This window comes from Niveispirillum sp. KHB5.9, assembly GCF_048066115.1.
In the GTDB taxonomy this organism is placed as follows: domain Bacteria; phylum Pseudomonadota; class Alphaproteobacteria; order Azospirillales; family Azospirillaceae; genus Niveispirillum.
The window spans coordinates 470,002-496,028 of record NZ_JBLTYX010000001.1; the positions used below are offsets into that span (position 1 = coordinate 470,002).

The 26,027-nt window shown below is 66.7% G+C and carries 17 protein-coding genes; 6 read left to right on the forward strand and 11 right to left on the reverse strand.

What is annotated here, in order from left to right; genetic code table 11:
- Nucleotide 1: 1 nt before the first annotated feature.
- Nucleotides 2–1,570, reverse strand: coding sequence for a hypothetical protein (locus tag ACM9HJ_RS01940; RefSeq protein ID WP_416569985.1), 1,569 nt, complete (start codon nt 1,568–1,570; stop codon nt 2–4).
- Nucleotides 1,571–1,948: 378 nt separating this feature from the next.
- Here ACM9HJ_RS01940 and ACM9HJ_RS01945 point away from each other — a divergent pair, with 378 nt between their 5' ends.
- From ACM9HJ_RS01945 to ACM9HJ_RS01970, 6 genes are all read left to right on the forward strand, one after another.
- The gene (locus ACM9HJ_RS01945; protein ID WP_416569986.1) at nt 1,949–3,316 is read left to right on the forward strand and encodes a nucleotide sugar dehydrogenase; all 1,368 of its coding nucleotides are present in this window, start codon (nt 1,949–1,951) and stop codon (nt 3,314–3,316) included.
- 91 nt (nt 3,317–3,407) lie between these two features.
- Nucleotides 3,408–4,388 (forward strand): GDP-mannose 4,6-dehydratase, encoded by a 981-nt coding sequence (locus ACM9HJ_RS01950; protein WP_416569987.1) that lies wholly within the window; start codon nt 3,408–3,410, stop codon nt 4,386–4,388.
- A 67-nt stretch (nt 4,389–4,455) separates the two neighbouring features.
- A complete protein-coding gene (locus ACM9HJ_RS01955) occupies nt 4,456–7,008 on the forward strand; it encodes a hypothetical protein (protein ID WP_416569988.1) in 2,553 nt (850 codons plus the stop codon).
- Nucleotides 7,009–7,026: 18 nt separating this feature from the next.
- Entirely contained in the window at nt 7,027–8,997 is a 1,971-nt protein-coding gene (gene asnB, locus ACM9HJ_RS01960) for an asparagine synthase (glutamine-hydrolyzing) (protein ID WP_416569989.1), read from the forward strand.
- A 48-nt stretch (nt 8,998–9,045) separates the two neighbouring features.
- Complete coding sequence (locus tag ACM9HJ_RS01965; RefSeq protein ID WP_416569990.1) at nt 9,046–15,411, forward strand: glycosyltransferase; 6,366 nt, start codon at nt 9,046–9,048, stop codon at nt 15,409–15,411.
- Nucleotides 15,383–16,090 (forward strand): class I SAM-dependent methyltransferase, encoded by a 708-nt coding sequence (locus tag ACM9HJ_RS01970; RefSeq protein ID WP_416569991.1) that lies wholly within the window; start codon nt 15,383–15,385, stop codon nt 16,088–16,090. The genes ACM9HJ_RS01965 and ACM9HJ_RS01970 overlap by 29 nt, the downstream gene beginning before the upstream one ends.
- Here the strand turns inward: ACM9HJ_RS01970 and ACM9HJ_RS01975 are convergent.
- From ACM9HJ_RS01975 to ACM9HJ_RS02020, 10 genes are all read right to left on the reverse strand, one after another.
- A complete protein-coding gene (locus tag ACM9HJ_RS01975) occupies nt 16,087–18,087 on the reverse strand; it encodes a PAS domain S-box protein (protein ID WP_416569992.1) in 2,001 nt (666 codons plus the stop codon). The genes ACM9HJ_RS01970 and ACM9HJ_RS01975 overlap by 4 nt on opposite strands.
- Nucleotides 18,084–18,719 carry a chemotaxis protein CheC gene (locus ACM9HJ_RS01980; RefSeq protein WP_416569993.1) on the reverse strand — a complete coding sequence of 212 codons (636 nt, stop codon included), beginning with the start codon at nt 18,717–18,719 and terminating at the stop codon, nt 18,084–18,086. Before ACM9HJ_RS01980 ends, ACM9HJ_RS01975 begins: the two co-directional genes overlap by 4 nt.
- On the reverse strand, nt 18,716–19,099 hold the full coding sequence (locus tag ACM9HJ_RS01985) for a response regulator transcription factor (RefSeq protein ID WP_416569994.1): 384 nt from the start codon (nt 19,097–19,099) through the stop codon (nt 18,716–18,718). The genes ACM9HJ_RS01980 and ACM9HJ_RS01985 overlap by 4 nt, the downstream gene beginning before the upstream one ends.
- Before the next feature lie 144 nt (nt 19,100–19,243).
- On the reverse strand, nt 19,244–19,495 hold the full coding sequence (locus ACM9HJ_RS01990; RefSeq protein ID WP_416569995.1) for a hypothetical protein: 252 nt from the start codon (nt 19,493–19,495) through the stop codon (nt 19,244–19,246).
- A complete protein-coding gene (locus ACM9HJ_RS01995; protein ID WP_416569996.1) occupies nt 19,492–21,675 on the reverse strand; it encodes a chemotaxis protein CheA in 2,184 nt (727 codons plus the stop codon). The genes ACM9HJ_RS01990 and ACM9HJ_RS01995 overlap by 4 nt, the downstream gene beginning before the upstream one ends.
- Entirely contained in the window at nt 21,672–22,085 is a 414-nt protein-coding gene (locus ACM9HJ_RS02000; protein ID WP_416569997.1) for a response regulator, read from the reverse strand. The genes ACM9HJ_RS01995 and ACM9HJ_RS02000 overlap by 4 nt, the downstream gene beginning before the upstream one ends.
- Nucleotides 22,078–22,956: a CheR family methyltransferase gene (locus tag ACM9HJ_RS02005; RefSeq protein WP_416569998.1), complete on the reverse strand. Its 879-nt coding sequence runs from the start codon at nt 22,954–22,956 to the stop codon at nt 22,078–22,080. Before ACM9HJ_RS02005 ends, ACM9HJ_RS02000 begins: the two co-directional genes overlap by 8 nt.
- Nucleotides 22,953–23,549 carry a HEAT repeat domain-containing protein gene (locus tag ACM9HJ_RS02010; protein WP_416569999.1) on the reverse strand — a complete coding sequence of 199 codons (597 nt, stop codon included), beginning with the start codon at nt 23,547–23,549 and terminating at the stop codon, nt 22,953–22,955. The genes ACM9HJ_RS02005 and ACM9HJ_RS02010 overlap by 4 nt, the downstream gene beginning before the upstream one ends.
- Entirely contained in the window at nt 23,530–24,651 is a 1,122-nt protein-coding gene (gene cheB, locus ACM9HJ_RS02015) for a chemotaxis-specific protein-glutamate methyltransferase CheB (RefSeq protein ID WP_416570000.1), read from the reverse strand. The genes ACM9HJ_RS02010 and cheB overlap by 20 nt, the downstream gene beginning before the upstream one ends.
- Nucleotides 24,648–26,027, reverse strand: coding sequence for a chemotaxis protein CheW (locus tag ACM9HJ_RS02020; RefSeq protein WP_416570001.1), 1,380 nt, complete (start codon nt 26,025–26,027; stop codon nt 24,648–24,650). The genes cheB and ACM9HJ_RS02020 overlap by 4 nt, the downstream gene beginning before the upstream one ends.

Here is a 26,027-nt window from a genome sequence, read left to right on the forward strand (position 1 = left end):
GTCACTTCACCGCGGTCAATTCAGCCACGGCTTCGCGTGCCTCGGCATGGTCGGGGTTGACGGCCAGCGCTTCGCGGAACCAGTGCAGGGCCTGCGGCAGCTCGCCCAGGCGGCGATGGTTGCGCGCCAACTGCAATCGCGGCTCGAACGCCGCCTGATCGGCCTGATGCAGAACCTGCCAGGCCTTCAGGCAGTTCTGCCAGTCACGTGCCCGGTGTGCGGCGCGGGCCAGGATCTGCCAGGCTTCCGTGAGGCCGGGGTCAAGATTGGTGGCATGCAGGGTGGCCAGGCGTGCATTGTCCCATTCCTCCGCCTTGAAGGCCGCACGTCCCTGCCGCAGCCATTGATAGGCGATATGCTGGACGACGGCGGCGGCAGTCAGATTGTCCGGCGCGCCCCGCATCGCCAGGCCGACCAGCCGCTGCGCTTCCTCCAGCTCTCCCGCCTGGCTTTTCTGTCTGGCCTGGCCCAGGATGATGGCGGCCAGCCGGCCGACGCCGTTGCCCGCCTCGGCATGGCCCGGATCGATGGCGAGAACGTCGCAGTACCGGGCCAGCGCTGTATCCAGCACCTGCAAACGCTCATTGCAGCGCGCCACCTGGAGAAGGGGTTCCACCGTCGACGGCGCCAGCGCGGACAGTTGTTCCCAGGCACCGGCCGCCTCCACCCAGCGTCTGGCCCGGGCCAGTGCCCCGGCCAGGATGCCCAGCCCTTCCACATGGTTGGGGGCGATGGTCAGAAGTTCCTGGCAATGGCGCTGCACCTCGGCAGGATCACCTTCCTGCTGTGCCGCCCGTGCCGCCGCCAGCAGCGGCGAGGTCAGCAGCCGCATCAGGTCACCGGCGGCACTGTTGCCGGGATCGACCGACAAGACGCTGCGCACGGCATGGCCGGCGGCGATATTCTGGCTGGTGAGCCATAAATTGCGGGCATCGACGATCAGGCTCTCGACCAGCGTATCAACGGCACGCGCCGCCTCCTCATTGTCCGGGGCAATCGACAGTGCGCCGTGATAGGCGGCCGCCGCCTCCCCCTTCAGGCCCAGCCGGCGGTAGAGCCGCCCCAGCTGGATCCGCGGGTCGAGCAAGGATGGCTGCATCCGGATGAACAGCTGGTAGGCGTCGATCAGTTCCTCCGGCCTGTCCAGACGGGACAGGCTCTGCGTCAATATCTGCAGCGCCTCCAGGTGATCGGGCCGCAGGCCCAGCAGTGTGCGCGCGGTGACGGTCGCCGGCTCGAACATTTGCGTCCGGTGCAGGCAGCGGGCCACCTGCAGGTGGGCCTCCGGCCAGTCGGGGCGCAGCCTTGCCAGATGTTGCCAAACCGGCAACGCCTTCGCCCATTCCTTGTCGCGATTATGGAGACGCCCCTGGATCTGCAGGCATGGCTGATTGTCGGGATCGGTCGACAGCACAGTCATCGCCAGACGCGCAGCCTCGTCGAAGGTATTGCTGTTGAACAATTGCATGGCCTGCTGCGCCATGCCGTCAATGTCGGCGGCCGGCGGTTGCGCACTTCCGGCACCTTCACCAACAATATTGCTTGCTGTGGAAACATCCAGGTCGGACATGATTTCCTTTAAATTTTATGTTAATGCTCTTGTGTAGCATTTGAGCCAAGCCCGTGCAATCGGAACGACACCGGCAAAGGGCGAATTGGGCAATCGACGGAAAGGAAATGTGCCCACCGAACTAAGTAATCGATGTCATTTCCTTGGCGTATCGAAAGTCCATACCTCTTTTGCGGCTCACCGCGGTGTGGGCATTTCCTTGGGCTCGGGACTCGACGTCCGCCGGGTCGGATATTTAGTTTGCGTCCCGGCGTTGGCTGTGTCGTCATGGCGCCGCCATGACGGGTCCATCCGCCGGGGAGGACGACAGAGGATGGCAGTTAACAGATTAATTCGAGTATTTGGGGAAGTAGCAAAGGGTGCCGAAGGGGAATGGGGATGAGTGAATATTTGAATGATTCTTCTGTTGCCGACGCCGGTTCGGTCGGTGCTTTCGTTGATCGGATAAAGCGGGGCGACATCACCGTCGGCATTGTGGGGATGGGGTATGTCGGCTTGCCGTTGGCCCTGGCGATGACACGGCATTTCCGCCATGTGCGCGGGTTCGATATCGACCAGTCCAAGGTGGAGGCGCTGAATACCGGCGACAGCTATATCCGGCAGATCCCGGCGACCCTGATCGGCGATGCCGTCAAGGCGGGCCGGCTGTCGGCGACGGCCGATTTCGCGGAATTGCGCGATGTCGACGCCATCATCCTGTGCGTGCCGACGCCGCTGTCGCCGCAGCGCGAACCCGACCTGACCTATATCGTCAAGACCACCAACAGCGTGCGCCAGCATCTGCGGCGCGGCCATGTGGTTGTTCTGGAATCGACGACATATCCCGGCACGACGGCGGAGGTGGTACGCCCGATCCTGGAAGAGACGGGCCTGAAATGCGGTACCGACTTCTTCCTGGCCTACTCGCCCGAACGCGAGGATCCGGGCAATGTGAAGTTCAAGACGGAAACCGTGCCGAAGGTGGTGGGTGCCGACGATCCGGCATCACAGGCGCTGGCCTGCGCGCTTTACGAAGGCGTGGTGGTCAAGGTCGTGCCCGTATCCACCATGCACACGGCCGAAGCCACCAAGCTGACGGAGAATATCTTCCGCGCCGTCAATATCGCGCTGGTCAATGAATTGAAGATGGTCTTCGACCGCATGGGCATCGATGTCTGGGAAGTGATCGAGGCCGCCAAGACCAAGCCCTTCGGCTTCATGCCCTTCTATCCCGGCCCGGGCCTGGGCGGGCACTGCATCCCCATCGACCCGTTCTATCTGACCTGGAAGGCCCGGGAATACGAGATTTCGACCAAGTTCATCGAACTGGCGGGCGAGATCAATACGGCGATGCCGCGCTATGTCATTGCTCGCACGGCGGAAACGCTGGATGAGCGGTTCGGCAAGGCGCTGTCGCGCTCCAAGGTGCTGGTCGTCGGGCTGGCCTATAAGAAGAATGTCGACGATGTCCGCGAATCACCGGCCTTCAAGGTGTTGGAATTCCTGGAACGCCGCGGCACGCAGGTCGACTATTACGACCCGTTCGTCCCGGTGATCCCCGACATGCGGGAACATCCGGACATGGCCGGCCGCCGGTCGATCACCTGGTCACCCGACGAACTGGCCCGTTTCGACGCCGCCATCATCGTCACCGACCATGATAATGTCGATTACCAGGCATTGGTGCAGCATTGTCCGCTGGTGGTCGACACGCGTAACGCCACACGCGGCGTTACCGGCGGCGAGGATCGGATCGTGCGCGCATAAGCCCGCTATCCACGCAATATACCTAATGAATTATGGTTCCGGTCGACCGCGGCATGCTACGGTCGGCCGATTGTTTTATTCAGGTGTGGATATGGTCAAGCTTGTAACGGGCGTTGCCGGTTTCATCGGCTTTTCGGTCGCGCGGTCCCTGCTGGAGGATGGCGAGCCGGTGGTCGGGATCGATATCGTCAACGACTATTACGATGTCACGTTGAAGGAGACCCGGCTCAGGATGCTGGAGGCCTATCCGGGCTTCACCCTGTACCGCCGCGACCTGGCCGACAGCGGTCTGGTGGGTTTCATCACCGAACGCCATCCGGATGTGACGGAGATCATCCATCTGGCCGCCCAGGCCGGCGTGCGCTATTCGCTGATCAATCCCTATGCCTATGTGCAGTCCAACATCCAGGCACATCTGGTGATGCTGGAACTGGCGCGCGCGCTGCCGGGCCTGCGCAACTTCGTCTATGCCTCCTCCTCCTCCGTCTATGGCGGCAATAAGGTGTCGCCGTTCTCGGTGGAGCATCCGGTGACCCGGCCCATCTCGCTCTACGCCGCCACCAAGCGGTCGGACGAGTTGATGTCCTATACCTACAGCCACCTGTTCAAGTTCCCGGCCATCGGGCTGCGCTTCTTCACGGTCTATGGCCCGTGGGGGCGGCCCGACATGGCGGCCTTCCTGTTCACCGACGCCATCCTGGCCGGCCGGCCGATCGAGGTGTTCAACAACGGGGAGATGTGGCGCGACTTCACCTATATCGACGACATCGTCGCCGGTATCCACGCCGCCCATCTGCGCCCGCCGCCGCCCGACGCGGATGGGGTGCGCCATACCGTCTACAACCTGGGCAACCATCGCCCGGAAAAGCTGATGGACATGATCGGCATCATCGAACAGACGCTGGGCCGCAAGGCGGAGATCAATTTCCGCCCCATGCAGCCCGGTGACGTCAGCAGTTCGTGCGCCGATATCGAAACCAGCCGCCGTGACCTTGGATTCGAGCCCAGGACCAATATATCGGACGGGTTACCGCGTTTCATCGCGTGGTTCCGCGACTATTACCAGCGCTGAGTGCTTTTGTGTGCGGCCGGTGCCGGCCTTGGAAATACCCTCGGTTTGAGCAGGAACGGGTAGGCGAATGTCCATCGACAACCTGGTCGATATTCTGAAGCGTCGGAACATCACCAGCATCGGCTATTTCCACGCCGATCACTTCGAGCCGTGGTCGAAGGGAACGGGCGGCGAATATTGTGCCGGTGTCGAGAAATTCCAGGCCCAAAGCGCGAAATCCCGGTTTGGACGCAAGATGTCCCTGTTCTATCAGGGCTTCGTGCCTGCCGCGTTCGTGCAGGAAGGGGATTCCCGTGCCTTGCCGGGTGACCGTGTCGGTTTCGGCAGCATGCCGGAAGCGGACAGGCTGCGCGTCAACGAGGTGATGCACCCGATGGAACGCGACTTCGGCCATGAAATGCATCTGCATATCCATCATGAACGCTGGACGCGTAACACCGGTGGCTATGACAAGAAATTGTCGAGTTGGATCGACCAGTACAGCACCCCGGAAATGGATTCCCGTCGCCTGGACCGGTTCATCGGACTATCCCTGAACAGCCTGTCGTCGGAGATCGCCCGCCCCGTCCATCATTGGGCATTCGTCCATGGCAATTGGGCCTTGAACGGATCGGATCATTCGATCTGTATGGTGGAAGACGAGATCGACATCCTGATGCGGCATGGCTGCTGGGGGGACTTCACCTTCCCGGCCGGACGCGGCCATTGTGATCCGACCATCCTGGACCAGCCCTATACCTGCCTGCCGGCGCATGGGATGAAGGTCTATGACCTGCCCCAATCGCAGCCGCAACCGGTACGACGCGGGCAGGCCACCCCGGGTTCCGGGAGATTCCTGATCTGGGCATCTCCCATCAAGGCGGCTTTTTCGTCCCTGGACTATTATTCCGAGGGCAACCGGATGCGGTTCCGGGCACCGGAAAGGATGATCGAGGCCTGGTTGGAGGGCAGCGTGGTCATTGATGGACGGCTTTTCATCAAGACCCATGCCCATTCCCTGAAATGGGAATATGAGATCCCGCAGACCGATGCACCCATCCCGCATTGCCATCCGGACGTTGTCGGCATCTTCGACCTGCTGGAACGGGTGGCCGAGCAGGCCCGGCTTCCCATCGAGATGATGAGCGTCAACGAGGTCAGGCGGTGGTTGTCTTCTGGTGCCGAGCAGCCTCAGGCGATTGTCGCGCCGCAGCCCGTGACCATTGTTGCTCCTGTCGTTGAAGATGGGGTGCAGCCGGGAACCGTCGAATGGGTTGATCGCTTCGACGCCGATTTCGGCCGTGCCCTGGAGGTTTGGCTGGAGGGGTCGGAGAAACGGCAGGACGCGGCCGGTGCCTTCTACACGAAGCGTCTGGAGGCACGGGAACTTGTCTCCGCCTATGAGCGGGCCGTCATCGATTTCGTGCGGGCCAACTTCCCGCCCGAGACCACGCGCCTGTTCGAGATCGGGACCGGGTTCGGCACGCTCAGCACCACCCTGGCGGCGCTGGGGTATGAGGTGGTCGGTTACGAGGGTGCCAGCCTGCGCGCCGACGGTGCGGAAGCTGTCGCCCTCGCCCTGGCCCCGCGATACCCGACGGCCTTGTCGCATCTGCGCATTGTGCGGGGGTTCTTCCCCGATGCCGCGTCCCTGACCAGCCTGACGGCGGACAAGAAGAATGTCCTGATCGCGACCAACATCGTCAACAGTTTCAGCGCGGACAACCAGGACCGCATCCTGCGCTTCGCCCTGAATTTCGATGAGTTCCTGTTCGACACAACCCGCTTCGGCATCTCCCGTGGCAAGGACGAGATCGGTCAGGCGCTGGAAAGTGGTCTGGCCGCGGCCTTCGAGGATCTGGGGCCGGTCTGGAGTCATAATTCGGGTGCCATCAGACATCTCCGTTCCCGCAGCATCCTGTCGTCGGAAGATGTGGAGACCACGTCTCCCGTCCCGGCCGACACGGCCGGGCGCGGAGAGATCGGCCCGCTGCTTGACGATGTGAAGATCGCCGCGCGTCAGTTCCTCAGTCCGCTGGTCACCGAAGGGGCGTTGGACGAACTGTACCAGTTCAAGCTCTCGCGTGACCGGTATGTGGAACCGTATGAAGAAAGTGTCATCGCCGACATCCTGGCGCGGCACGCCCCGCAATCGACCCATATCGTGGAGATCGGCACCGGCCTGGGTGGTCTGTCGCTGGTGCTGGCGGCTTTGGGGTACAAGGTTACCAGTTTCGAGATCGCGCGCCGGCGGGCCAGTCAATCCCAGATGATGGTCGATCATTGGCGTGCCGAGCATCCGGACCCGGCGCTGGATATCACCATCATCAACCAGCCCTTCCCGTCGGGATTGCCGGCCTCCACCCTGGATGCCGGCCGGACCAACGTCCTGGTCTCCACCAACATCGTCAATTCCTATACGGCGGCCAGTCTGGAGGCTCTGCTGCGCGCGGCCATGTCGTTCGATGAATATATCTTGGATATTGGCCGGATTGGCACGAACCGCAACAGCCCTGAGGAACGCAACGCTTTCCTGTCGGCCCTGACCCGGTTTGCCTTCGCGCCGCAGGCCGTGATCTATCGGCAGGGCGCCAATGAATACTGGCGCCTGACGGTGAAATCGATCATCAATGTCACCTGAGCTGCGTGGGGACGCGTCATGTGCGGGATAGCCGGGGTATTGCTGCATCGCCGGGACAGCGTTCCCGCGACGGTATTCCGCGACCGTGGCCGGGCCATGGCCGACATCCTGTATCATCGCGGGCCCGACGGTTTCGGTGTCTGGACAGACCCGTCCGTAGCCCTGGTGCATACGCGGCTGGCCATTATCGATACCAGTGCCGCCGGCAACCAGCCGATGCACGACGATACCGGCCGCTTCCACCTGATCTTCAATGGCGAAATCTATAATTTCCAGGCCCTGCGCCGGGAACTGCTGGACAAGGGCTATCGCTTCCACGGCCATAGCGACACGGAAGTCATCCTCAACGGCTATCGTGAATGGGGAACGGCGGTGTTTTCCCGGCTGGTCGGCATGTTCGCCATCGCCATCTGGGACGGGGCCGAACAGCGGCTGGTGCTGGCGCGCGACCGGTTCGGGGAGAAGCCGCTCTATTATTACAACAGTATCGACAGCCTGGTCTTCGCCTCGGAGATCAAGGCGATCCTGACCTGGCCGGATGTGCCCCGCCGCCCCAGCCACGCCGCCATCCATGACTATCTGACCTTCGGCTATACGCTGGGGCCCGGCACGGCCTTCGCCGGCATCCATCGCCTGCAGCCAGCCCATTACATGGTGATCGAGCCGGGCAGGCCCGCCACCACCCACCGCTACTGGCAATTGCCGGAACCGCGCGAGCAGAAGCCCCGCGTGCTGAAGGATCTCAGGGCCGAACTGATCGAGCGGCTGCGGTCCTCGGTCCATGCCTGCCTGGTGTCCGACGTGCCGCTGGGTGCCTTCCTGTCGGGCGGCGTGGACAGCAGCGCCGTCGTCGCCCTGATGTCGGAGGTGACGGGCGCGCATGTGAAGACCTTCTCCTCCGGTTTCGGGTTCGAGAATTACGACGAGACGGCGTACGCCACCCAGGTGGCCGACCGCTACGGCACGGACCATCAGGTCCATATCTTCGACGACAGGTTGCTGGCTGCGACCGGCAAGCTGGCCTGGCATTATGGCGAACCCTATTCCGACAGTTCATCCCTGGTCACCTTCGCACTGGCGCGTGAGGTGCGCAAATCGGTGACGGTGGCGCTCAGCGGTGACGGGGCGGACGAAATCCTGCTGGGCTATCAGCGCTATCAGCGCTACGGCAAGCTGCTGGCCGATGCCAAGCATGGCCGGCAGCTTTCCCAGCTTTACCTGCGCCGTCCCCTGGATGCCCGCCGGGCCCTGGCGGTCGATACCTACGGCTACCTGGTCGAGCGCCTGCGAGAGCGGCACAAGGTCGAGGCCTATGCGCCCGACTTCGTGACGCAGCTGGAAAACTGTTCCTATGACCGGCTGCTGCCGCATGTGCCGGACAGTGAGGATGCCGAAGAGATCGCGTCGCGCATGGACATCGCCACATATCTGCCCGACGACATCCTGGTTAAGGTGGATGTGGCCGCCATGGCCAACAGCCTGGAGACACGGGCTCCCTTCCTGAACCATGAGTTCGCGGAATTCGTGGCGACCATCCCCGTCCACCAACGCACCTGGAACGGTGAGGGCAAGGCGCTGCTGAAACAGGCGCTGGAGCCCTATCTGCCGCACGAGACGCTGTACCGCACCAAGATGGGCTTCCGCGTGCCGGTCGCCCGCTACATGCGCGAACTGGCCCGGCCGGAATGCGAGGCGACGCTGCTGTCCGACCGGTTCCTGGATCGCGGCATCGTCACGCGCGACTATGTACAGACCCTGCTGAACGAACATACCGTCGGCAGCCGCCAGGATCATGGGACCCGGCTCTGGGCCCTGATGATGATGGAAATGTGGCATCGCAACTGGATCGATGACGCGGGCCGAACGCCTTTGGCGGATAAGGACAATCCCTTCGCCCGCTTCGCCGCCGCGGCGGATATGCAGACCCTGGCGGAAACCAGGGCCGGCGGGTCCGCCCCGGCACGTCCCGCCCTGGCCACCGTCAACTGAACCGCACGGCCATCATCAACCGTCCCGCCCGTTTCGTGATCCAGGAAAATGTCCGCTATCGCCAAGCAAACCCTTGTCACCGACCTGCGCAGTCAAGCCCGCCGGGTCTCGGCCGCACAGGATTGGACGGCGGCAGGCGCGCTGTGGACGCAAGTCCTGGACCACCAGCCCCTGGATTTCGAGGCGCTGTTCCGCCTGGGCCAGGCCGGTTTCTTCCTGGGTGAGCTGGAGAATGCGGCCGTCCAGCTGGCGACGGCGCTGAACCTGAACGCAACGCACGCGGAATGTCTGCGCCTCTTTGCCCGCATCGCCCATCGCCTGCGTGACTGGGGGGTGGCCGAACAGCGCTGGGCACGGCTTCTGGCCGTCGCCGCCGGTGATTTCGAAGGCCATTTCCGCCGTGCACAGGCTCTTCAGAGGCTGGGCTTCTACGAAGAGGCGGCGCCGGAGATCGATGCCGCCCTGGCGCAACGGCCCGACAATGCCGAACTGGTCCGCTTGAAGGCGGAGAACCTGGAAAAGGTGCGGCAGCCTGAGGTGGCCGTCGACTGGTGGCAGAAGGTGCTGGCCATCACCCCCGGGGACCTGGATGGATGGCTGTGCCTGACACGACTTCATACCCATCTGGGCGATCATGCCGCGGTTGAAACCGCCATTGAACGGGTCGTCGCACTGTTGTCGAACAGCAGTGCACCGACGGGAGAGGCGCTGGACAGGGTCCATGACCAGCTGCGCCGGCTGGGACGCGAGCTTTACGCCAATGCCGCCTGGGTCGGGGCGGAGATCATCTGGCGCCATCTGGTGGCGAGGGAGCCGGCCAATGGCGATTGGCAATACCGGCTTGGGCTGACCCTGGCGGCCCTGGGCAATGCGGTGGAGGGGCTTGCCGCGTTCGAGGCGGCGGCGGCATTGCTGCCGGAGCGTATCGATATCACCCGCTGGGCCGACCGGCTGCGCCGCCAGATCGAACTGGATGCGGAGATTCTGGGGGATAATGTACCGGCCGACCTGCCCTCCCCGCAGGCCCCCGACGACTGGCAGGATGTCGCGGAGGATATCGAGGATGCCGACGCCCTGCCCGATCCGCGCATCATGATCCGTGCGGCGGCAATCGCGGCGGAGGGGCATGAAAGCTGGTGGCAGGCGGTTACCCATTGGAACGAATTGCTGGCCGAGGATCCGCAGGACGTGCAAGCCATGGCCGGCAAGGTCCGGGCCCTGCGCGGGCTGCGGCATTTCGACCGTGCGGAGATCGCCCTGCGTGCACTGGTCGCCCTGGCACCCGATGCCCCGGAAGCCAGGGAACTGGTGCCGGTGGTCACAGGGTCGCAGGGCATGGGCATGACGGCCACCGCGGCTGCCCACCTTGCCGCCAATGACGCCCGCCAGATCCTGTCGGAGGCACGCCGGCTGACCAATGCCCAGCAGTGGGAACGGGCGCTGGCTCTCTGGGATCGCTTGCAGATCTTCCGTGAAACCATGGAGGTGGCCTATCGCCGCGCGCAGTGCCTTCAGCAATTGTCGCGGCTGGAAGAGGCGGAAGAGGTGGCCCGCCACGCCAGGAGCCTGGGTCCCCACCATGTCGGCGTCTTGACGATATTGGGACGTATCCTGGTGACCCGCCGCAAATGGCACGAAGCAGCGGAAGTCTGGACGCTGGTCATCGAACTGGACCCGGAAGGATTTGAACAGCATTACCGGCTGGGTCAGAGCCAGGTGCAAATGGAAGCGCTGGAGGAGGCCCGCCGGACGCTGCACCGCGCACTGTTCATGCGCCCTGGCCATTTCGACTGCATGCAAGTCTATTTCACGACCATGGTCCGCCTGAACCTGCTGGACGAGGCCCAGCGGGAACTGAAGCTGCTGTCCCAGGCGCATCCCGACAATCTCGGCATCCCGGTCAGTATCAGCCGGTTGCTGGTGGCGAACGGCAATGCCGATCTCGCAGCCGCAGAGTTGCGGGAGGTGCTGGCCACCATTCCCGGGAATTTGGACCTGAGCAACGCCCTTTCACGTGTCTTGCAGCAGCAGGAACGGTGGGGCGAGATGGTGGAACTGCTCTCCCCGCTGATGGCGGCCCATGCGCAGACGCCCCAGGTCGAGTTGGCTCCGGTCGGCGTCAATCTCAGCCTCGCCTATGACCGGCTGGATCGCACCGCCGAGATGGAGGAGGCCTGCCTGTTCGCCCTGCGGTGCGACCCCGGCAACGGTAACGCGATGACCCGCCTGGCCCGTCTCTGGCGCACGCAGGGCAAGATCGTCGCCGCTCTCACCATGCGGGAACGCTTCTGCAAGGCTTATCCCGCCGACGGTGCGGGTTGGGAGGAACGCATCTTCCTGACCGCGTTGCTGGAGCGGGAGGAGGACGCCCGGCGGCTGATGGTGGAGGCCGAGCAGGCCATGCCCCATAGCGGGCTCAACGCTTGGCATATCGCGCGCGGAGCGGAAGCCGGCGTGATGCTGCCGGAAGCCACGATCCATTATGAACTGGCGGCCGGGCGCGACCCTGCTTTCAACCTGCATGCCGCCGCCTTCTTCCGCCGTCAGGGCGCCATCGACAAGGCCCTGCCCTATGCCCTGGCCGCCCGGCGGCACGCGCCGGCCGATCCGGCGACGGCGCAGCATCTGGTCGCGATCATCCGCGGGCTGGAACTGCTGGAACTGGATTGGCGCACGCTGCTCGTGGCCCCGCCGCCGGTCCCGGTGCTGTTTCCCGAAAGCCTATATGCGCTGCTGGTGCAGCGGCTGGCGGAACGGCCGCGCACGTACGAGCCGCAGCGGCGCGGCATCGCGCTGGTCACGGGATCGCTGGCACCGGGCGGTGCCGAACGGCAGCTGGTCACCACCATCCGCGGTCTGGTCGACAGCGGCCACGCGCTGGGCGACATCACGCTTTATTGCATATCGTTGCTGAAGCGTCTGAAGCGCGACTTCTATCTGCCGCTGGTCGCCGACCTGCCCATCAACATCGTCGAACTGGACACCGCCATCGCGGAGACGGATCAGGCATTGTTGTCGGATGAGGATCTGGCCCTGGTCCGGCATTTCCCCGACGACATGCGGCCGGCCATCCAGTTCTGGTACGCGGAATTTCTGCGCCGCCGCCCGGCCGTGGTCCATGCCTGGCAGGACAGCACCTGCCTGACCGCCGTGGTCGCGGCGGCCCTGGCCGGGGTGCCGCGTATCGTGCTGTCCACCCGCAGCACGCGCCCCGACAATCCCCGCCGCCGCCTGAAACGTTACATGGAACAGGCCTATCTGCGGGTGATGGGGTTGCCCAACCTCATCATGTGCAACAACAGCCGCGCCGGTGCCAGCGATTACGAGGAGTGGCTGAACCTGCCCACGGGCACGGTGGAGGTCATCTATAACGGCATCGATTTCGATGCGCTGGCTGCCCAGGCCGACCCGGCGGAGACAAGGCGTCTGCGCCTTGAATGCGGCATTCCCGACGATGCGCCCGTCATCGGCGGCGTCTTCCGCATGAGCGAGGAGAAGCGGCCGCTTCTCTGGATCGACAGCGTGGCCAAGGTGGCGGCCGCCCTGCCGCAGGCGCATTTCGTCGTCTGTGGCGACGGTCCGATGCGCGACGAGATGCAGTTGCGTGCCCAGGAACACGGCATCGCCGACCGTCTTCACCTGCCGGGCCAGGTGAAGGTCGGATCCTGGTTCCTGATGATGGATGTGCTGCTGCTGACCTCGCGCATGGAGGGCTTGCCCAACGTGCTGCTGGAAGGCCAGTCGCTGGGTGTGCCGGTGGTGGCACCCCGCGTCGGCGGCGTGCCGGAGGTGGTGGAGGAAGGCTGTACCGGCTTCACGGTGCCCCATGCCGATGCGGACAGCCTGGCCGACCGGCTGCTGTTCATCCTGCGGGATACCGATTGGCGTCGTCAGGCATCGTCACGCGCCCAGGTCTTCGCCAAGGAGATGTTCGGCATCCGCACCATGGTGGGACGGACGCTGGCCGCCTATTTCCCCGACGATGCGGAGTTGAAGCCCAGGGCTCCGGCCGCACCGGAGGAGCTTCGCGGTCAGGCCCTGGCGGCGGAGGCGGGCAAGGATTGGGAGAAGGCCGCCAATATCTGGTCCGCCCTGTCGGAACGGCTGCCCGACGATACCCAGGCGGCGGAGCGCCAGGCCCTGATCGCCATGCGGCTTCAGCGGTTCGATGCGGCGGAGCCGCTGTTGCGCCGGGCGCTGGCCCTGTTGCCGGACCGGCCCGAACTACGGCGGCAATGGGCGCGTTGCCTGGGTAAGCATGGCCGGCCGACCATTGCCGGCTGGCAGGCGTTGCTGGCCCTGCTGCCGCAGGATTTCGAGGGCCATCTCTGCCTGGCGCAGGCCTTTGCGGAGGCCGGTGACGATGCACAGGCCGCCCGTTCCGCCCGCCAGGCCCTGCGTGCCCGGCCGGGTCATCCCGAGCCCGTGCGTGTCCTGGCCCGGCTGGTCCACCGTGCCAATGCCGGGGCATCGGTGCTGCACCATTGGGACGGGCTGCTGTCGCTGACGCCGCAGGATTTCGAGGCGTTGATGCGCAGCGGTGTCGCCTGCCTGGAACAGGGGCGCCACGCGGAGGGGGAACAGCGCCTGCTGCGCGCCATCAACCTGCACGACGCCGATCCGCGGGCGGTGGAACCGCTGGCCCGCCACCTGCTGTTCCAGGGCAACGAGAAGCACGCCCGCCAGGCCATCCTGTTCTGCCTGCGCCGCCGGACGCGCGATCCGGAAGCCTGGCGGCTGCTGTCGGACATGCTGCTGATCATCAACCGGCCGATCGTGATGGACCGGGTGCTGCGGCGACTGGACCGGCACCTGTCGGGTACGCCGGCCGACCGGCTGCTGCTGTGCCGGATCCGGCTGGCAGCCGAGCGCACGGTGGATGTGGCCACCATTGCCGGGAATGCCGGCGATGCGGCGGATCGGGCGGGCCTGCTGGGCCTGCGCCTGGACATGGCGCTGCGGGCCGGTGATGCCGGCGGGGCTGCCGCCCTGGCTGAACGGCCCGGCTTCGACCTGCTGCCGCCCGCGTCCCAGCGTGCCGTCCGCGACTGCCGCACCTTCCTGGCCGGCCTGCCGGCGCCGCAGATGCCGACCACCATGGTCGACGGCTTCCTGGCTGCCCTGCCCCAAGCCCTGGCCGCCGCTCCTTACCAGCCGGCGGACAATGCCATCCTGCATCTGGTCAATTCACTGGCACCCGGCGGTACGGAACGGCAGGCGGCACTCACCGCGATTGCCCAGGTGGCCGCGGGCAGCGCCGACATGGTGACATTGGTGCGCACCGATCGCGGCACGGGCGGACGCGCGGTGCATTTCGCGCCGCTGCTGGCCGCCGGCGGTGTGCAGACGGCCTCCCTGGCGGAGTTGGTCACGGCGTCACCGACACAGGCAGGGCCGGTGCTGCTGTCACAGATACCGGGTGCCGTGGCCGGGCATCTGGGCATCGCGCAGATCCGTGACCTGTGGCGTCTGATCGATCATCGCCGCCCGCGAGTGATCCATGCCTGGACGCCGGCGATCGCCGTGCATGCGGCGATCGCCGGCCTGCTGGCCGGTACCCCGCGTATCGTGCTGCGTGCCGGCAGCGTGGCGCCGGGCCACCGCACCACGCTGATGCCGGGGGAAGCCGCGCAGTTCGACCGGCTGCGCCGGCTCTATCGTTTCATCGCCTGCCAGCCTTCCGTGGTGCTGGCCAATAACTGCCAGGCCAATCTGGACAGCTATCTGGCCTGGATGGAGCTGTCGGCCTCCGATCTGGGCAACCCGCCCGTGATCATCCACAACGCGGTTGCCGCCGACCGTCTCGCAACTGTGGACGCGGCAGAGACCGCCCGTCTGCGCCAGGCCCTTGGCATTCCCCAGGGGGCGCCCCTGGTCGGTTCCGTGCTGCGGCTGGAAAAGGAAAAGGGGCTGGACCTGTGGCTGGACGCGGCGGCATCGCTGCTGACGCGGATGCCGGACGCCCATTTCCTGCTGGTCGGCGACGGCAGGATGCGAACCGACATCCTGCGCCGCGCCCGCCGGCTGGGGTTGCTGCACAGGCTGCATCTGGCCGGAACCGTGGATCATGAACTGGGCCGGCATTACCAGGCCATGGATGCGCTTCTGCTGACCTCGCAGTTCGAAGGCCTGCCCAACGCCCTGATCGAAGCGCAATATTGCGGCGTGCCGGTGGTGGCGCGGGCGGTAGGCGGCGTGGGAGAGGCGATGGTCGACCAGGTGACCGGCCTGATGGTGGCGGGTGACGATCCCGACGCCTATGCGGCGGCGCTGCACAGGCTGCTGGCCGACCGGCAGATGCGGGACGGCTTCGCGGCGGCGGCGCGGGCCCATGCCACCAGCCATTTCTCCACCGCCCGCATGCTGGCCGATACGGAATTGGCCTATGGCATGGCGCCTGCCGGAGGGGTGTGAGCGGATGGCCGCTTCCTGCAATATCTGCGGCGGCAGCGTGTTCCGGACCGGGCCCAGTGGCCGGATGTCGGAGAACGGCCTGCTGCCCGGCTGCTGCCATTGCGGGTCGCTGGAGCGGCACCGGGGGAACCGGGCGCTGTTCAACCGCCTGCCCATCGGGGCCCTGTCCTGGCGCGGGGCATTGCAGTTCAGTCCCGACATGGCCCTGTCGCCCGCATGGTTCAAATCCTTCGAGGTCTCCACCCATGGCGGGGAGAATTCGCTGGACCTGCAGGCGGTCGACCGTCCGGACGGGGCCTATGATTTCATCACGCTGAGCCATGTGCTGGAATTCGTGCCGGACGACCATGCCGCCTTCGGCGAGCTTGTCCGCCTGCTCAGCCCCCGCGGATTGCTGCACATGGTCCTGTCGCGGCCGCAGACCCGGGCGCAGTGCCAGGATTTCCTGACCTCCGTGGCCACCACGGGTGAACACCGCTATTTCCATCTTTACGGCCGCGACATCGCGGAGCGCTTCCGGTTCAAGGAACGCGGGCTGCATTTGGCTGTAACCATGGCCGACGACCCCGTCACCGGTGTGTCGGAGGCCGTGCATTTCGTTGCCAAGGACGCCAACACGCTGGACGCCCTGATGATCGCCATGGGGCGTGCACAGAGCCTGACGCCGCTGCTGGCTTAATTCCTCGCCCGCTGCCGGCGTTTCAGTTCGGCCTCGAACATGGTGGCGATATCCTCCACCCGATAAGGCTTGGCCAGCAGGCGGAACTCGCTTTCCCGCGACAATTCGTTGCTATAGCCGCTGGTCAGCACGATGGGCAGGTCCGGGCGCAGGGTGCGGGCCTTCCGGGCCAGCGCGATGCCGCTGGTATGGCCCGGCATCACCAGATCGGTGAACAGGATGTCCGCCGGCTCTCCGCTTTGCAGGCGGCGCAACGCCTCGTCCCCCGTCGCGGCGTGGACGACAACATAGTCCAGATCCTCCAGTGCGGCCTTCACCACGGGCAGGACGATGGGGTCGTCCTCCACCAGCAGCACGACGGCACCGCCGCCGCGCGGCGTGGAGGATACCGGCGCCGCCCCCTCCTCCACCGGCACCGTGGATCGGGGCAGCCACAGGCTGATGCGCGAACCCGCACCCGGCGCGCTGTCCACCGTCACGGTGCCGCCCGACTGCTCGCAGAAGCCATAGACCTGGGCCAGGCCCAGGCCGGTGCCCTTGCCCACCGATTTGGTGGTGAAGAACGGTTCGAAGATGCGCGACGCCACTTCCGGCGCCATGCCGCTGCCATTGTCGCCGACGCAGATTTCCACGAAATCCCCCAGCAGGCCCTTGGGCCCCTTGCCATTCAGCGTCCGGTTCTGTGCCGTCACCGTGACCAGGCCGTCGGCCGAGATGGCGTCACGGGCATTCACCACCAGGTTCAGCACCGCCAGTTCGAACTGCGTCGGGTCGGCCAGGATGTTCCAGGCATCGGCGCGGATATCCAGTTGCAGCCGGATATCGGCACGCAGGGCCCGGTCCAGGATGACGCGCATGCCCAGCAGCCGTTCGCGCACATCGAACGCCTCGGCCGTCAGGGCCTGCTTGCGTGCGAAGCTCATCAACTGGCGCACCAGATTGGCGCCGCGGTCCACGGCCTGATGGCCGGCATCCAGCAGGGGACGCACCTCCGGGATGCTGGTGGTGCGCCGTCCGACCATCTGCAGGCAGGCTTGCAAGGCCTGCAGCAGATTGTTGAAATCATGTGCCATACCGCCGGTCAACTGGCCGACGGCTTCCATCTTCTGGCTCTGCAGCAAGGTTTCCTCCACGCGGGCGCGCTGCGCGGCCTCCGCGCGCAGTTCGGCCGTCCGTTCCTCCACCCGCGCTTCCAGCGTGGCGTTCAGGTGGCGCAGTTCGGCGTCGATGCGCTTGCGCTCCGTCACGTCGCGCAGGATGCCGGTGCGGAACAGGCGCTGTTCGCTGCGCCAGCGGCCGATGGACACTTCCAGGTCGAACAGACTGCCATCCTTGCGCCGGCCGGTGACGTCCAGCGACATTCCCCCCTCGCCGGCCTTGCCGCCCTGGCCGCGGGGCCAGAGGTCGGCCGCCCCCGCGTCCAGAAGTATGGAGATGGGCTTGCCCACCACATCCTGCGGTTCATGGCCGAAATGGCGGGTGACGGCGCCGTTGATCCACTGGATGACGCCGGCGCTGTCGGTGGTGACGATGACTTCCGGTGCCGCGTCCACGACGGCGCGGTAACGGGCCTCGCCCCGTTCGCGCAAGGCCCGTTCGCGCTCGATATTGGCGGTCTGGTCGTCGACCTGGATGAAGCACCAGCGCTCGCCGGCGATATCGAAGGGCTGGATGCGCGTATCGTGCAGCAGGTTGCGCCCGTCCGCCTTGCGCAGCGGCAGCATCTGCGGATTGAGATTATGGGTCAGGAAACTGGACGTGCCGGTGGTCAGCGCCTCGTCGATGGAGATGCCCATGCGCGTATCGCGCAGGCCCGGAAACACCTCCCACAGGCAGCGGCCCAGCAGGTCGGCCGTGGCCATGGATGACGCCTGCACCATCCAGCGGTTCCATAGCCGGATGCGGCGCTGCGGGTCGACCAGTACCAGGCCGCCGCCGACCCGGTCGACCAGGGCGGTGGCGACCATGCCCGTCACATCCAGCTCCGGCGCGCTCAACGGGCCGCTCCCCCGGCGATGGCGCCGATGAATGCGTTGATCAGCTGGCGCAGCACGGCCAGCGATGGCAGGTCCATCAGCAGGGTGATGTAGCCATTGATGTTGCGCGACGCGATGCCGAATTCGATGGTCAGGAACAAAGCCGGCTCCGCCTCCCCATCACCCACGGCCAGGATATGCCGCCCCGACCCGCGCATCACGCGCGGCAGCGACATGACCAGATCCAGGCGCAGCATGTTGGCGATGCAGACGAGGCAGCCATTCAGGATGATGTTGCCGATCTCCGCCAGGGCCCCCTGCTCCAGATCGATGATCTCATCCAGCGCCATGCCGTCGCCGACCACGGCGCGGACCAGTTCCAGGCTGTTGGTCTCGGGGAACAGCAGCAGGGCCTGGCCGGAAAAGGCGCCCTCGAAATCCTGGCCCACGGAAACCAGCCCGGTGCCGCCATGCTGGTCCAGCAGGGCGGCGGCCACGTCGCGCGTCAGCAGTTCGACACGCGGCACGGAGAGCTGCACGCTGTCGCCCACCATGTCGGCCAGCCGGTGTGCCGCCCGCCCGACGCCGATATTGACGATCTCCGTCAGGGCGTCGCGCTCGATCTCGTCCAGTTCGGGGAAATGCACATTCATGCGCGGGCCCGCCTCAGTTTCAGGTCGGCTCCAGCCAGGAACGGCCGTAGCGTCTCGTCCTTCAACGGCTTTTCGATGAAGGCGGCGTCCAGCGCATGGGTGCGGGAAACGATCCCTTCCTGGGCGTTGGCGGAGATGATGGCGGCCGGCATGGCCGGATGGGCCCGGCGCAGCTCGGTCAGCAGGGCCAGCCCGTCCATGTCCGGCATATTGAAATCGACCAGGGTGATGTCGATCCCGCCCCCAGCCAGCAGGGCCAGCGCGTCCTTGGCGTTGGCGGCTTCCACCACGCTCCATTCCGGCTGCAACCGGCCCAATATGCCGGCGACCAGCATGCGTGCCAGCTTGCTGTCATCGATAATCAGTACCTTGCGCCCCATTTCATCCCCTTCCAGGTTTCCCTAGTCCCAGTCCAATCACGCCTGATACCAGGTCTCGGTGATCGTAACCGATCACCGACCTCAGTCGCCGGCGCTGCCATCTGGCAGCTTGGCTACGCCGCACCAATTCCCGATGAGTCCAAATCATCGGGAATTGGTATGAATCATCAATGCCGGCGCCATCCAGCGGCGGAGGAATTCGTCGGCAGGTTCGCCGACCATCCGGCGCCGGCCCGCCATCAATGTCTGCAGCACCGCGCCATGCAGGCCGGAACAGTCCGACCAGTCGACCACCGCCCCCGGATGGTCCAGCAGCAGCTGGAGCAGCATTTCCGCCTCCTCCAATGTACAATTCCCCAGAAGGCGGATGGTTCCATCGGAATATTCCAGGCTCATCGCACGATCCCCCGGAGGTCGAGCACCAGCATCACCGTCCCGTCGCCCAGCAGCACCGTGCCAAGATAACAGGAAAGCCCGGCCAGCATGCCGTCCATGGGGCGCAGCACGGCATCCATGCGCTGTCCCACGCCGTCCACCTCCACCCCCACCATGTTGCCGTCGATCTCCATCAGCAGCACGCGGGCATCGGGGCCGGCGGGCGGAATGGGCAGGTCCAGCAGTTCGGCCAGGGAGACCAGCGGCACGATGCGGTCGCGCCAGGAGAACATGTCGCGGTCGCGCATCCGGGATATCCGGTCACGCGGCAGGCGGATGCTTTCCGCCACCATGTCCATGGGCACGCCCAGCTGCTGTTCCGACACCTCCACCGTCAGCAGGCGCAGCGACGACAGGCTGAGCGGCAGCGACAGGGTGACGGTCGTGCCCTGCCCCGGCACGCTGCGCACCGCCACGCCGCCGCCGGCCTTTTCAACCGAGGCGCGGACGGCATCCATGCCCACACCACGCCCGGAGACTTCCGACAGCGATGGGGCCGTGGACAGGCCGGGAGCGAAGATCAGCAGCAGCGCATCGCCTTCCGACAGGGAGGCCGCGTCCGCCTCGCCCAACAGGCCACGCGTCACGGCGCGGTGGCGGACGGCCTGGGTGTCGATGCCGCGCCCATCGTCCGCCACCTCGATCAGCAGGCGGCCCGACTGCTGCAAGGCGCGCAACGTGATGGTCGCCGTCTCCGGCTTGCCCGCCGCGACCCGCGCGGCCGTCCCCTCGACCCCATGGTCCAGCGCATTGCGTACCAGATGCAGCAGCGGTTCGGACAGCAGTTCCACCACCGCCTTTTCCGCCTCCGTCCGGGTCCCTTCCAGCACCAGCCGCGCCGGCTTGCCCAGCCGGGCCGACAGGTCATGGACCAGCCGGGGGAAGCGCTGGAACACGTCGCCCACCGGCATCATGCTGATATGCAGGACGGCGGCTTCCAGTTCACGCGTCAGCCGTTCCAGGCTGCTGCCCAGCTGGTGCAGTTCCCGGTCCTCGCCCCGTTCGCGCGCCAGCCAGCCCAGCCGGTTCTTGACCAGCCCCAACTGTCCCGACAGCCGCACCAGCCGGTCGATCCGGTCCTCCGCCACGCGCAGCAGGCGGGACTGGCCCGGCATGGATGCGGACAGGGCGGGCGTGGGCTCGACCGCCGTTCCCGGATGGGTCAGCGCGTAGAGCAGCGGGGCCGGATCGCGGGCCGCCGCCGCGGCCCGGCCGGCGGCCGCCACCTTCCCCGCTTCGTCCTCCCGGCCCTGATACAGCAGCACGTTGGCGGCCACCGTGGCGGCGGCGGCGATGCGTCCCGCCATTTCCGCCGCCGGCACGCCGCCGATCCCCAGCATCGCCACCTGCTCGGCCAGCAGCGTGGCCGCGGCCACCGCACCCTTCGGCTCCAGCACGGACGGCGTCAGCACGGCCACCCGCATCTGGTCGCCGGCTAGGCGGAAGGCCCCCTGGCGCGGATCGTCGCCCACCACCAGGGCGGTGAAGGACAGGGCACAGGTGAACGGATCGAACCCGTCCAGCGGCCCCACCTCCCCCAACCCGACATGCAGCCCCGCCAGCCCCGGCAGGTCGCGCAGCAGGGCCAGCGGATCGTCACCGTTGAAGAAGCAGCCTGGCAGCGGCGTGTAGGATACCAGATGGATCATGCTGCCCGGCTTGTCCCGGTGCAGGGCAAGGGCGGCCAGCCGCTGATCCCCATCCATCAGGTCCAGCAGCCCATCCAGGTCCGCCAGGGCCGGGATCGCGTCGGTCTCCACTCCCTGCCGGCCGCCGATCTGGCGTACCAGTCCGTCGGCCGTGGCATCGGCGGATGCGGGCAGAGTGCCGTCACGCTCCAGCAGGTCCAGCCAGGCGCCCACCTGGTCCAGGCAGGCCAGCAACAGGTTGACCAGGGCGGGGTCGGCGGTCACCGCGCGGGCATCCAGTTGCGCCAGCAACTCCTCCGCCTCATGCAGGACGCGGGTCATGGCGCGGGCGTCGAACAGGCCCGACGATCCCTTCAGCGTGTGGAAGGCGCGGAAGATGGCGGCCACGGCCGTCTTGTCGTCGCCGCCCTGGCCCAGGGAAAGCAGCGCGTCGCTGGCCTCCTCCACCAGGGCGCGGCCTTCGATCATGAACTGGTCGAGCAGCGAATTCATGCCGGCGCCCCCGTCAGCAGGGCGGCGAACAGGCGCAAGTCCGCGTCCGTCACCGGCTTGGTCAGGTAGTGGTTGGCGCCGGCCCCACGCGCGGCGGCGCGGTCCTGCGGCCCCGCCTCCGTGCTGGCGATCAGCACCGGCAGCGACGCCACCGGCGCCGTGGCCCGCAATGCCCGCAGGAAAGCCAGGCCGTCCATGCGCGGCATGTTGATATCCACGATCAGCAGGTCGAAGCGGGTGGACAGCACCTTCTCCATCGCCTCGATGCCATTGATGGCCTCCGTCACGATGAAGCCCGCATCCTCCAGGATGCCGCGGTAATAGAGGCGGATCAGGCTGCCATCATCGACGACCAGCACATGGCGGCCAGCCCCCGGACGGCGCAGGAAAGGCAGCGCCTCGTCAGCCATGGGCCCCCTCCGCCGGTTTCTGATAGATGATGGCGTCGTCGAAACGGCGCACCTGGAACAGGGATGACACGCGGCTCATCGATTCCGCATGGCCCAGGAAGACGAACCCGTCGCCCTCCAGGCAGTCATACAGGTTGCCGATGGCTTCGCGCCGGGATTTCTCATCGAAATAGATCAGCATGTTGCGGCAGAAGATCACGTCGAACCGGCCATGTGCCGCCATCAGGCCACGGTCCATGACATTGACATGGCTGAACCGGATGCTGTCGCGCAGGTCGGGGATCACCCTGAACTGACCGCCCGCCTCCCGGCTGAAATAGCGCGCCGTCAGGTCGGGCGGCAGGCGCATCAGCGAGCGTGAATGATAGAATCCGTCCATGGCGGCCTGCACGACATGGGTATCGATGTCCGATCCCATGATCTCCACCTGCCAGTCATCGACGCTGGGCCAGTTCTCCAGCAGCCAGATGGCGATGGAATAGGGCTCCTCCCCCGTGGCGCACGGCAGGGACCAGAGGCGGATCGTGTCGCCCTGGCGCTTGCGTGCCGTCACGCGGGGCAGGACGCTGTCCGTCAAGCAACGGAACTGGTGGTCCTCGCGGTAAAAATAGGTCTCGTTGACGGTCAGACTGCTGACCAGCTGCTCATATTCCCGCGCATCGGACATGACCATGACGAAATAGTCGCGGAAACTGGCATGGCCGGCAGCCTGGATACGGTCGCGCAGCCGCCGGTCGACGAAATAACGCCGGTTCTCGCCAAAGCTCATGCCTGTGCGGCGATAGATGAAATCGCAGAAACGGTCGAACTCCGCATCGCTGATGGCGAGAAGACCGTCTTCCGGCGGGGCTGGCGGCATGGCGGCCCTCATCCCCTGATCCGGGCGATGGCGGTGCGCGCCGCGAAGCCCACGAAGGGGTCGGTGGCAAAGCGCTTCGCCACACCTTCCAGGGTCGGCAGGGCATCGGCTGTTCCCACCTGCGCCAGCACGTCCAGGGCGGCACCGCAGGCATTGGCGTGGGGCTCGTTGGCCAGCATGCGGCAAAGAATCTCCGTGGCCACGGGCGGCGGCAGCACCCGCGCCAGTTCCGTCGCCAGGACGCGGACATCGCTGTCCGGATCGGCAAGCAGCAGGGGCAGCAGGCCGGGCAGCACCGACGGCATGGTCTGCAATGCCACCAGCGCCCCGTTGCGCAGGGCCGCATCCTCCGATCTCAGCGCCGGCAGCAGGATCAGGGCCGCCTGCCGGCTGCCGATACCGGCCACGGCATCCAGCAGGGCCTCGCGCACGGCTGGAACGCTTTCCGCCGCCAGGGCCCTGGCCAGAACCGGCAGGGCGTCGGCCTGGCCGGACAGCGCGCGGGCCGCCAGCCTGCGCTGTTCCGCATCGCCAGAGGCCAGGGACGGGAAGCCCCCATCCCCTCCGTTGCTGCCGGCGGGACCCTCACGCTTGATGAGCGGCATCGGCCTGGACCTCCCTGACGATGGCGGCCGCGATCTCCGGCAGGGGGGCCACGATACCGGCCCCGCCGCGCCGGACGAGTTCGCCCGGCATGCCCCAGACGATGGCCGTCTCCTCCGCCTCGGCGATGGTGCGTCCGCCCTGTTCATGCAGGGCGGCCATGGCGGCGGCGCCATCATTGCCCATGCCCGTGACCAGCACGCCCAGCAGGCGCCGGGGGGCGACGTGGCGCATGGCGCTTTCCACCAGCCGGTCGACACTGGGGTGCCAGACATGATCGGGGGATGACGGGGCGGGAAGGGCCATCAGGCCCGCCGCACGGCGGCCGATGACCATGTCGGCGTCGCCACGCGCGATATAGACATGGCCGGGATCCAGCAGGGTGGGCTGGGCCACCTCCACCACCCGAACCGCGCAGATCCGGTCCAGCCGTTCGGCGAAGATCGCGGTGAACTGGCTGGGCATATGCTGGGCCACCACCACGGGCAGGGGAAACGCCGCCGGCAGACCCGACAGGATGGCCTCCAGCGCATGCGGTCCGCCTGTGGAGGAACCGATGACCACCAGCCCTTCCCCCCCCATTTCCGCCAAGGGCATCGGGGCGGTGGCCGGCGAGACGGGCCGGGGGCGCGGCATGACGGCGGCGGCCCGTTCCGCCGCCTGGCGCATCTGCAGGTTCACCCGTTCGCGCAGGCGCAGGGAGGGACGTGGGCGGGCACGGGCCGCCGTACGCACCTTGTCCACCAGCAGCGGTCGCAACTGGTCGATATGCAGGGACAGGGCGCCATCGGGCTTGGCCACGTAATCGATGGCGCCCAGGGCCAGCGCGTCCAGCGTCGCCGCCGCCCCTTCCCGCGTGAGGGAGGAGACCATGACCACGGGGCAGGGATTTTCCAGCATCAGGCGGCTGAGGCATTCCAGCCCGTCCATGACGGGCATGTGGATGTCCAGCGTCGCCACGTCGGGTTTGAACCGGGCGGCGACCTGCAGCACCTCCTCCCCGTTGCGGGCGGTGGCGATCTCGAAATCGCCCTCGTCGGCGAAGATACCGGACAGCAGCTTGCGCATGAGGGCACTGTCATCGCCGATCAGCAGGCGGGTCATGATGCCACCCCCGCCGCTTCGGCCAGGCGCGACGGCTCCAGGATCGGCAGCATGTCCGCGCCGTCATCGGCGATACGGGTGACCAGCCGCGCCTGCGCGTCGGACAGCGACGGGGCCGGCCCGATGGCATCGTCGGGCAGCATGCGCAGCCCCGTGGCCAGATCGACCAGCACGCCGAACCGCCGTCCCTCCGCCTGCACCATGACCACATGGCGCGCGACGGTGGCATCGGCCGGCAGACCCAGGCGGCGGCGCAGGTCGATGACCGGCAGCGCGATGCCATCGGCATTGCTCAGTCCGGCCAGGATGCCGGGCGCCTGCGGCACCGGTGTCAGCGGGCCGGGCCTTGCCACGGCGGATATATGTTCAAGCGGTATGGCATAGTCGCCATCCGCCACACGGACGCGCAGCAGGGCCGTGCGGCGGTCGCGCGAAGCGGTTGCTTCCGGTGCCGCCGCCTCCGCACCGGTATGGGCCAGCACGGCGCCGACGCCGTCGCGGGCCAGCAGGTGGGCGGGCGACAGCAGGGACACCAGGCGCTTCCCGCCTTCCAGCCGGCACACCGCCTCCACCTCCCGCCCCATCTCGTTGAACAGGGACGGGACGGGTTCCACATCCGCCTCATCGACATGCAGCAATGCCCGCAGCCGGTCCACGACCAGACCGAAATGCCGTCCCGCATGGGTGACGACCAGCACCTTGCCCGCGGCACCGTCCGGGTTGGGCAGACCCAGCAGCGGACGCAGCGCCACCAGCGGCAGCAGCCTTTCGCCCACCATGCCCATGCCCAGCACGGGTGCCGGCGCATGCGGCAGCGGCACGGTGCGGCCCGGCAAGGATGCGGTGCAGCGCAGCACCGCCACCGGCAGCGCATATTCCTGGCCCGCGACCATGAAGCTGACCAACGCCCGGCGGGGCCTGGCCAGTTCCGCCGCTGCCGGTTTTCCCGACCGGGCGCGCAGGTCGCCCAAAGGCGGACGGGCAGGCATGCAAAGGGCCCGGTCCAGCAACCCGTCCAGGTCCAGCGCCGTCAAACCGTCGCTGTCGCGGGTAAGCCCATGCACCGTGTCCACCGGCAGGCCCAGCAGCATGCCCCCATGCCGGATCAACAGCAGGCGCACCGCCACGCGGCCCGTCTCCGGCAGGTCCAGCAGGCGGTGGGCATGCAGGATGGCCGCCACCTGCCCCCGCACATGCGCCAATCCCTTCACGCCCAGGGGCGCCAGGGGCAAGGGGGAGAGGCGGGTGGGCATCGGTACCACCTCCAGCACGCGGGCGAGCGGAAGCGACAGCCGCAAGGCTCCGATGGCGAAGGACAGAAGCAGCGCGTCCCCGTTGCCGGGTATCATCCTGGTGGCGGCCACGGCCGGCGGCAT